The organism is Citrobacter sp. (genome assembly GCF_050252275.1).
In the GTDB taxonomy this organism is placed as follows: domain Bacteria; phylum Pseudomonadota; class Gammaproteobacteria; order Enterobacterales; family Enterobacteriaceae; genus Citrobacter_A; species Citrobacter_A amalonaticus.
This window is the reverse complement of the sequence record NZ_JBFWLF010000173.1, coordinates 1-9,944: the sequence shown is the minus strand read 5'-3', so window position 1 is coordinate 9,944 and position 9,944 is coordinate 1. Positions and strand designations below refer to the sequence as shown.

At 53.9% G+C, this 9,944-nt stretch carries 3 protein-coding genes; all 3 read left to right on the top strand.

Features of this window, described 5'->3' with window-relative positions; all coding sequences use genetic code 11:
* The first annotated feature begins 341 nt into the window (after positions 1-341).
* Positions 342-1,517 carry a DnaJ family molecular chaperone gene (locus AB7E14_RS14925; RefSeq protein ID WP_046401490.1) on the top strand — a complete coding sequence of 392 codons (1,176 nt, stop codon included), beginning with the start codon at positions 342-344 and terminating at the stop codon, positions 1,515-1,517.
* A gap of 556 nt (positions 1,518-2,073) precedes the next feature.
* Entirely contained in the window at positions 2,074-2,646 is a 573-nt protein-coding gene (locus AB7E14_RS14920) for a helix-turn-helix transcriptional regulator (RefSeq protein WP_058587748.1), read from the top strand.
* Between the two features lie 194 nt (positions 2,647-2,840).
* On the top strand, positions 2,841-9,944 hold a 7,104-nt coding region (locus AB7E14_RS14915; RefSeq protein ID WP_428169636.1), incomplete at its 3' end, for an autotransporter-associated beta strand repeat-containing protein.

Below are 9,944 nucleotides of genomic sequence, written 5' to 3'. Positions count from 1 at the left end.
TGCCGCCGCGATCAGCACGGCCAGCGCCGTAATATTTTTTTTCATCCTGGGTTCCTTACCAAAAAAGACACGCATTAAATAATAAAGAGAATGAGAACTATACTTATTCTCTTTTTCGAAGCAAGCGTATTTCGCGCAAAAAATACCCTTAATGAAACAGAGGTTCGAATTGTGAGAGCTCAAACGAAAATGGCGAGTGAACGATAATTTCTGCGAATTATTCTGGACGAACAGGCCCCACAGGCCACAGAATGCGATTTGCACTTTTTTTATATTTTTCAAACGAATGACTTAACCTAAATATCGTCATTCATGTGTCGGTCACGCCAGGCAACGGTGTCATGAATAAAATCATCAAACGACTCGAAATCATTAAAAGCGCCATCGAACTTGAGGATGAGGAGATCATCCAGCAGCAGCTTGTGCATCTGCAGCGGGAATCTGGCGATCCTGTAATAACGGCAATTGCCCAGGCTATCGAGACGCGCCGCTTCAGTGATGCAATGCGTGAAATTGCTACCTGGCTACAAAATCAGCGCGCCGTAACCAACTGGCAGGATCCGGCGATTGCCGCCAGCAAGCTGGAACTTAAGGCGCTGGAAAATCAGTTGCGTGAATTGATCGATACCCGTAATACCCGCATTCAGATTCTGGATGAGTTTAACGACCAGTATCATCTGCGCCTCGGGCCATTAATGAGCCGTATTCTCGAGCTGCGTAAACAGCTCGCAGCCAGCGCCCTGCGTCGGCAGGAAGCAGAACGCAGACGTCGCGAGAAAGATTACCTCTCCTGTCAGCAGTACATCTCACTGGCGGTCGATCGGTTAGCCCAGCTTAAACAGCAGTGGATGGGCATGGATTCAGCCTCTCGTGCCGCAGTCGACATCCGTCAGCGCATCCAGCAGCAAACGGAGCTGATTACCGACCTGCTCGCCGAGATCCGTGAACTGGAAGCCGATTTTTCCCGTCAGGATGACAGCGACACGCGGCAGGCACAGGAAGAGGCAGCGCATGAATATGAGGAGTATCAGGAACAGCAGCAGGATGCTCAGCACCGTTTCGCACGCGATCAGCGCCTTTCACCGGATGAGCGTAATGAGCTTAAGCGCCTGTGGCGTCAGGCCAGCCGTTTGTGTCACCCGGACGTTGTCGCTGATGAACTGAAAGAGAAAGCGCACCAGATGATGGTGCAGCTCAATCTGGCGCGGCAAAACGCCGATCTGGCGGCCATTCGCGCCCTGCTCACTCAGTTGCAAAGCGGTCTGGAGCCAATGATGGCCAGCGACCGGTTGAACAATCTCGACCATCTGCGGCAGAAAATCCAGCAGTTGCGGATCCAGATTGACGCGCTGATGAAAGAGATCGCCGGGCTGGAAGCAGAAAATGCCTGGCGTCTGGCGACCTCGGTTCGCGATAAAGAAGCGTACTTTGCAGAACAAGAACGCGCGCTGGCTGAGCTTCGCGATACGCTGGAGACCCAGGTTAAACACGTTGAACAGGATCTGCTGGCAGGTTAAGTTTTTTTTGTAACAAAAGGGTGGCGAAGGAGTGCTGGCCAGTTGCCCGGTCCATAAACAGCACAAAAAATCAAAAACAATACTTAATTACGTTAATTTAAAAAATTATAGAGTTTAATTCTACACAATAATCAATAACCCAGATTTATTCACTTAAATTAAGTGAACCTCAAGAGCATTACGCAGAGGGAGTGTTTTTACGGTGACATTACCCAGGAATATTCTTAACTCCCGATTCCGCACATCATCACGTTTATCCCCTACCTCCACACCGCATGCCTTTACCTCCGATGGTCTCCGCTATTTTTTAAGACTTTCCCGCAAACGCTCCATTATTTTCCCAGCCGTTTTCATCAATCCATAAGTGAAATCTATCAATCATTCTTCAGGAGGTGAAATAAACGATTTATCTTAAATTTTAACAAAGCGTAATATTTCAATTGAGAATAATCCCAATACAGGTTGTGGATTTAAACAGATTCCCAGGCTGGGAAAGAACCCTTTTTTAAAATGTTAAAGAGGGGCAGGATGCTATTGCCGACTCAAGGAGAATTTAATGTCAAAAGCTATTTTTATGGGTGATGATTATTACACCTGGCTTGGCATGAAAAATATTCTGCGCGGCACATCACTCTATTATGGTATGCAATATTATGCAGCCAGTTCACCGCCCTCTTCCCTCCCGATTGTTCAGAATAATGATTACCTCATTATTCATCCCGAAGAGACGGATATTCTGAAATACGCCAGCATCATTCGCCGTCTCTCCTCGCGTGCGTCATTGATGCTTTTTGTGCTGACGAATGCCGAAACCTTTGCGGTATTCCAGACCATTTGCGGCATGCAGATGCACTTTCTTGACCGCACATTGAGCCTTGACGCACTGCACCGCCGGGTGACTCAACTCATTAACTGCAAGAACACAAGTGTGAACCGACCGCTGGATAATGCCATGAGCGTGAATGAATTTAACGTCATGATGATGTATTCCCGTGGCTGGTCACTGTCCAGAATTGCCACTATTGCGCATAAAAGCGAAAAAACTATCGGTACCTATAAAAGCAATATTGCCAAAAAACTGGGGCACAACAATACCCATCTGAAATATATATTCTCCCATTATCGCTAACAACCACTAAGGAAATACAACACGGACGACTGAGCATTAATTAAGACGTTATCAATCACTAAAAATTATTCCGCCCTGCGGAAGGGACTCCTGTTTTCGAAATTTGACAACCCAGGCCAACTCATCGTGAGCCACCCCTAACCACAAACGCAACGTGTCAACCAACTAAAAACAGAAATGCAGACGAGGTTATTATGAATAAGGTTTACAACATCATATGGAATGCGACACTCGGGCTTTGGGTTGTCGCCTCCGAATTATCAAAAGGGAAGAAAAAAAGCAGCTCGCGTAAAACAGGACTGCGTGTTGTTTCCGGTTTAGTTGCTGGCGTTTCTTTCACGGCCGCCGCCATACCGATCGTGACCGATGGCACACGCGATATTACCGTGGATTACCCGAATGTCATCTCCGCCGGCGTCCATCAGGACGTATTCAACTACGGTTTTTTATATGAAAACAAAAACAACGCCAGTGAACTGAATATCACCGGCGCGATCCCCAACATCGCCTACGGACAGACCGGCATTGTGGAATCGTCTACCATCAGGGATCTGTTGGAAAACGGCAAAATTATTATTACCGCGACCAACCTCGACCACGAACCAAAACCTATCACCACAATTGAAGAACTGGCGGAATACCTGAGCCATACACAGTCGTCTACGCCGCAGCAAAGCGTGGAATTTCAGGTGATTGACCCGGCCGATCCCGAGACAACCTCTACCCTGAAGGTGTTTGATACCGCAAGCCTGGCAAACTTTATTAGCGTTTCGCAGATTGGCGATGCAGTGCTTAACACGTTTGATGCCAATGTGTCGCAAATCTATAAGCAGTTTGGCTTTGCCCTTGCCAAAGATGGCGCAACCGCCAATCTCAATATTGGCGATCATTCACTGAACGTAAGAGAAAATGCTATTCGTCTGCTGGCAAAAGACTCTTCTCTGCTCAAAGCGCAAGACCCGAACAGCAAGGTTAACTGGCAATCCGATAACTATATCCAGTTTGGTGCTGCACCAGTCGTTCCGAGCAAAACCTTTGCGGGTTCGAAACAGACCACCGTATTTGGCAAAGACATTACCTTAATGACCTACGGCTACGACGAAGAGGGGAATGTCGTTGAAACGGGTAACCGCACCTTTTCCATCAAAAACACGGCGGATCTGGCGAATTTCAACAACTGGCTGATTGGCGCCGGCAGTGAGAGCGCCAAAACACCCGACGGGCAAGATATCAGCCAGATCCAGCTATGGCTGGATTCTGGCGCTATCAGTAAAGTTTCTGACGCACAGAGCTACTACGCGAGCCTGATCAACCAACTGCTGACCTCCAGCACCAATGCCGACCTGCTGACCTGGGATTACGATGTCTGGACTGACGGACAGGCGCACACCAATAACACCACAGCGGCCACTGGGGAACTGCATGCCATCTATGCTAACGGACTAGGCACCACCGGTACATTGGTTGCGGGCGCGACTCTGGCTGTCGATGGCAGTATCAATGGGGCAATGAAGGCCGATGGCGGTGGTTCTGTCGTCAATGAAGGCGCCCTGAACGTGCTGCGAACGTCTACCGGACAGGGGCTGGCGATTGGCATGTTGGCCAGTGATGCCAGCGCCATTAACCACGGCACGATCAACTCCGGTTTGTTTATCGATAAGGATGGGAATCGGAAGGTCAACAGTTACGGTGCCTACGGTATGCAGGGGCTGGGAAACAGCACCGTCGTGAACGAAGGGACCATTAACCAGGCCATCACGACCAACAACTACGGTACGGCGGCGGCGGCCGATCCGTGGTCAACGGATAAACCGGACAGTTCTCTGACGCTCGCTATCGGTATGCAGTTGTCCGATCAAACCAGCGGGACCAACAGGGGTGAGATTAACGTCGTGGACGGACGCAGTAACGGCGGCTCATTTGGTAAGGGAACGGCTTACGGCGTTGAAGTGTCCGGTGAGGCCACCTTCACAAACACCCTTGATGCCGCCATCTATCTTGGACGTAACGCTAACGATCTCACACAGGATGTCGATATGGCAGGTGGCGCCAGCCCCAGCGCCGGGATCCTGACCCGCAGTTCAGGCGATGTCACCAATGACGGGACAATCACCCTTGGAACAGGCGTACGTAACGCGGCGGGGATCCTGGTCGGCAACGCCACCGGGAATGTGACCAACACCGGTAAAATCACCCTCAACGGCGACTCGTCATCCGGCACCAGCCATAACTTCGGTATTTCCGTGCGCGACAGCGGCAGCGAAAACGGCCAGCAGATCCGTAACGACGGCGAGATTAACGTCAACGGCCACAACAACATCGGTATCCATCTTACCGCCAGTTCGAAGAACGCGCATGTGACGTCCAGCAATACAGGGGCAATCACGGTCGCGGGCGACGGTGGCACGTCGAACCGTAACTATGCAATCTGGGCAGAAGGGAGTAACACTGCTCAGGCCACCGTTGACGTGTCTTCTTCGATCACACTCAAAGAAGTCGGCAATATTGGCGTTCATGTCCGCGATAATGCGGTGGCTAACGTTAACAGTACCAGCAGTCCGCTATTCAAAAATAGCGATCAAATTGGCTACTATCTGTACGGCAAAGGTGCGACCGCCAATATCGGCGAAGCCGTGATGAACGATAACGGTCAGACGCGCACCACGTTGTTCCGCATTGCTAATGGCGCAAACTTTGCCGGCAATACGTTCGACCCGCTGACGCTCCAGCCATCTAAACTCGAGATGACCTTAACGGGCGAAAAATCGATTGGCGTCTTTGCGACCGGTAAAGGCAGCACCGTGGATACGGGTGAAGCGACATTTACGGTAAGCGGCGACGGCGCGGCGGCGCTGCTGCTCGAAGGGGGTGCAGAAGGCACCATCAGCGATAAGACTCTTATTGAACTGACCGGATCAAATACCACAGCCGGGATTGTCGATGGTCAGGCGCACCAGTTGAACGGTAATAAACAGGGCACCCCTGTCGAAACCATTCTTAACTCCAGCGCCATTATTAAATCCCTGGATACCGGGCTGAACGTCATCGCCTATGTGGCGAAGAATCTAGGCAACATTGTTCTGCAACAGGACGCGGTTATCGATCTCGCCAGTAAAGACAGTATCGGTGTCGACGTGCAGGAAGGAGGACGGTTAACCAACAACGCATCCCAGGCATTGCATGTCAGCAATGGGATTGGCGTTCGCGCCTCTGGCAAAGATGCGCAGATCAAAAAGCTGGGCGCCATTGTGGTCGATGACGGTACCGCAGGCGTGCTGCTGACAAATGGCGCAACGCTGAATATCACGACGGGAACCGGTGGAGTAGCCGATACCATTACGACCAACGGCACGGCGGATGGAATTCGCCTTGCCGCCGGTGCGGGGTCGCTGACCGCCAAAGGCGTCACTATTAGCGCATTGGGCAGCGGCGCAGGGATTCAAAACCATGCCGAAAGTTCGGATATCACGCTGAACAACGTCACGATTAACGCCAACGACGGTCCGGGGATCCGCACCAGCGTGGCGCTGAACGTGAAAGACGGCGCCGATAATCTACTCAACGTCACCGGTGCGGGTTCAGGCTTTGCCTTCATGAAAGAGAACGGCGACAACGCGACCGGCGATCTGACTATCGGCACCGGTTATACGGTGCTGGTACACAACGATGCCGGAAACGCCACAGGGAACGGGATTGATGCCCGCACCAACGGCAGACTGACCACCCGCGCCGATATTACCATTCAGGACGCGACGGGCGGTTCAGCGATTCTGGCAAAAGACGTTTCCGCCATCACCAACAGTGGCAAAGTCACCTCCAATAGCGTGAACGGTCCGGTGGTGAATGCCAGTGGCGACAGCAGCAAAACCATCACCAACACCGGGACTGTCCTCGCGGCCACCGACAGGGATGTCGCGATTCAGTCCGGTAACGGCAGTGACACCATCAACATCAGCGGCGGCAATACGCGCGGCGTCATCAATACCGGCGCCGGTAGCGATCGTTTTATCTGGAACAGCGGAACGTTCGCCGGGGAAGTGAACTTCGCCGGGACAACCAACAACAAGGCCAACATCGGCAACGTATCGCTGGCGAACACGCGTCACATCACCACGCTCGCTGGTACGGGTAACGCCCTCACCTTCACCAATACCCGGGGTAATATCGGTACGCTGCTGGCGGATGACCTCAGTCTGGGAACCCACATCGGCAGTGGCTGGAATACCTTAACGCTGACGGGCGCACAGGCGGATATGCGCATTGTGGATAGCCTGACGCTGGCTGACGGCACCCTGGCTGTTAACAACGGCGCGACGCTGCGCACAGGCGACCATCGCGATGCCAGTAATACCAGCGCGACCATTGGCAACTACAGCATTACCACCAGCGGTATAGCCAGCAACATCATCTTTGATACGCAGGGCAATGACGCTGACAGCCAGATTTATCAGGGCACCATCAGCGGTAGCGGCAACTTTGTCCGCGCAACGGGTGGCACGACGGTGTTCACTACCGACAATAGCTACAGCGGTTCTACGACGATCAATCAGTACGGGATTTTACATCTTGGTCAGGGCGGTACAACGGGCGGTATCAACCCGGTTTCGCAGATCATTGATGACGGTATTCTGACCGTGAATCGCAGCAATAACGTCCTGCTTAACGGGGTGATTTCCGGTATCGGCGCGCTGGAGCAAATCGGTAAAGGTATTACCCGTTTAACCGGCGCCAACAGTTATAAAGGAGTGACTACCGTCGACAACGGCACACTGCTGGTCAATGGCGATCAGTCTGCCGCGACGGGCATGACAACCGTGAACGGCATTGCAACCCTGGGCGGCACCGGCACCCTCGGCGGCGACGTCGTGATGAATGACGCCACCACCCTTAGCGCAGGCGACGGCGGAGCTGGGACGCTGAAGATCAACGGGAGTCTGCAACTGGGCAGCAAAACCACCTCCGCGTTTGAACTGGGAGAAGCCTTCGTGCCCGGTGGCGCACAAAACGATCTGGTCGATGTCACCGGCAATCTGCGGCTCGATGGCACGCTGAACGTCAGCCAAAGCACAGGCGGCACGTTTGGCCCAGGCGTTTATCGTCTCTATAACTACGGCGGCACCCTCGACAACCAGACGCTGGAATTAGGCGACGTTCCGGCGGGTCAGGATAAGCGCAATATTTTCGTCCAGACGGTGCTGGATAAGCAGGTCAACCTGGTTAACGCCAACGGCGTCACGCTGCAGTTCTGGGACGGCGCGCAGACGGGTGAAAACCACGGTAAAACCGGGATTGAAGGCAACGGTAAAATCGATGGTGGCGATGGCAAATGGATGGCTATCGGCAGCCTGGGCGATAACAACTGGACGCAGCAGGACGGTATCGGCAACGCGCCGTGGGCGCAAAAAGCCTTTGCGGTCTTTACCGGCAACGCCGGTACGGTCGAGGTCGATCAGAGCGCGGGCAACGTTCAGTTTTCCGGCGCGCAGTTTGACGCGGACGGCTATGTCATCAAAGGCGATGCGCTGAACGCATGGGAGACCACCGCAGGCAGCAATGAGCTGATGCTCCGCGTCGGTGCTGGTGGCGCGGGCGAAAACTTCACCGCAACGATCGAATCGACGATCCGCGAAGGCGACAGTACGGATAGCCTGACGCTGGTCAAGACTGACCAGGGGCGTCTGATCCTGAGCGGTGATAATACCTATCATGGCGGCACGCGCATTGACGGCGGTACGCTGCAAATCTCGGCGGATAACAACCTGGGCCAGTCCGGAACCGGCGTCACTATCAACAACGGCTCAACGTTCCAGCTGGGCGCGGATTTCACCACTCAGCGCACCCTCACCCTGGGGACGTCTGGCGCGGATGCGGTGTTCGATCTGAATTCGCACCACTTCTCCCCTGTCGGCGATATCACGGGCGCGGGTAACCTGAAAGTCACCAGCAGTACCCATGATGCGGCCAGCACGCTGTCGCTCGATCGGGCAAACCGCTATCAGGGTACGACGCTGATTGAAGGTACCGGACAAGCTCACAACGTTACGGTCAATGCCAGCCAGACGGGAACATTTGGTAGCAATGCCAGCAGCACGGTGAGCGTAACGAAAGGCGCGGCGCTGAACGTCAGCGGCGCGGCAACCAGTCTGCAATCCCTGACGATGGAGATTACCGACAGCCTGTTAACGCTAAAAGACACGGTCACTGCCGCCGACGCGACGTTGAATCTAAACGGCACCGCAAAGGCGCTGATTGCAGACAATGCAACAGCCGGACAATCCATGATTAACGTCTCAGAAACGAGCACGCTGGCGCTGGAAGAGGATGCCAGCGGCGGCAGCGCAACGGTCACCAACAGCGGGCTGATGTCCTTTGCCGATCGCGCACTGGCGGAAATGACCACGGTGAAAAACCTCTCCACCGGTAGAGTGGATATCAGCCATGTCGACAGCGCGACATCCGTCGGTTCGCTGTCCGGTGCGGGTAACGTTGAGCTGGGCGATAAAACCCTCTCCCTCGGTAATCTGGGTCTCAACGACACCATCAGCGGCATCATCAGCGGTGACAGCGGCAATCTGGTGAAAATCGGCGACGGCATACTGACCTTAACCGGTGACAACACCTGGACCGGCACCACATCGGTCGATGAGGGTGTACTGCTGGTCAACGGCAATCAGGCGGCGGCGACCGGTGACGTAACGGTCAAGGCAGGCGCGACGCTGGGTGGCAACGGCATTATTGGCGGCGCGGTAAATGTTGCGGATAACGGCCATATTACCGCCGGTTCCACACTGAACAGCGTCGGCAAACTGACCACCGGCGCTCTGACGCTGAATGACCTGTCGCAACTGGATTATCAGTTTGGCCAGGCATATACCCCGGGCGGTGTCTTCAACGACCTGATTAACGTCAACGGCGATCTGGTACTCGACGGCAAGCTCAACATTGAAACCTCACCCGGCGGCAGCTTTGATGTCGGCGTCTATCGCGTCATTAACTACTCCGGCACGCTGACCAACAACGTGATGGACATTGCCAACGCCCCAACGGCGGCAGACAGTCTGTACGTGCAGACATCGGTTAACAATCAGGTCAATCTGGTGAACCACGGCGGTCTGACCCTGCGCTTCTGGGACGGCACCGGCGGTGAAAATGGCGAACTGAAAAACAACGGCGTGATCAACGGCGGCGATGGTATCTGGCAATCCAGCCACGGCAACGATAACTGGACCACCGAGGAATCCACGCCAGAAGGCGCGCTGAACGCCCCGTTCACCGATGCCGCGTTCGCCGTGGTCCAG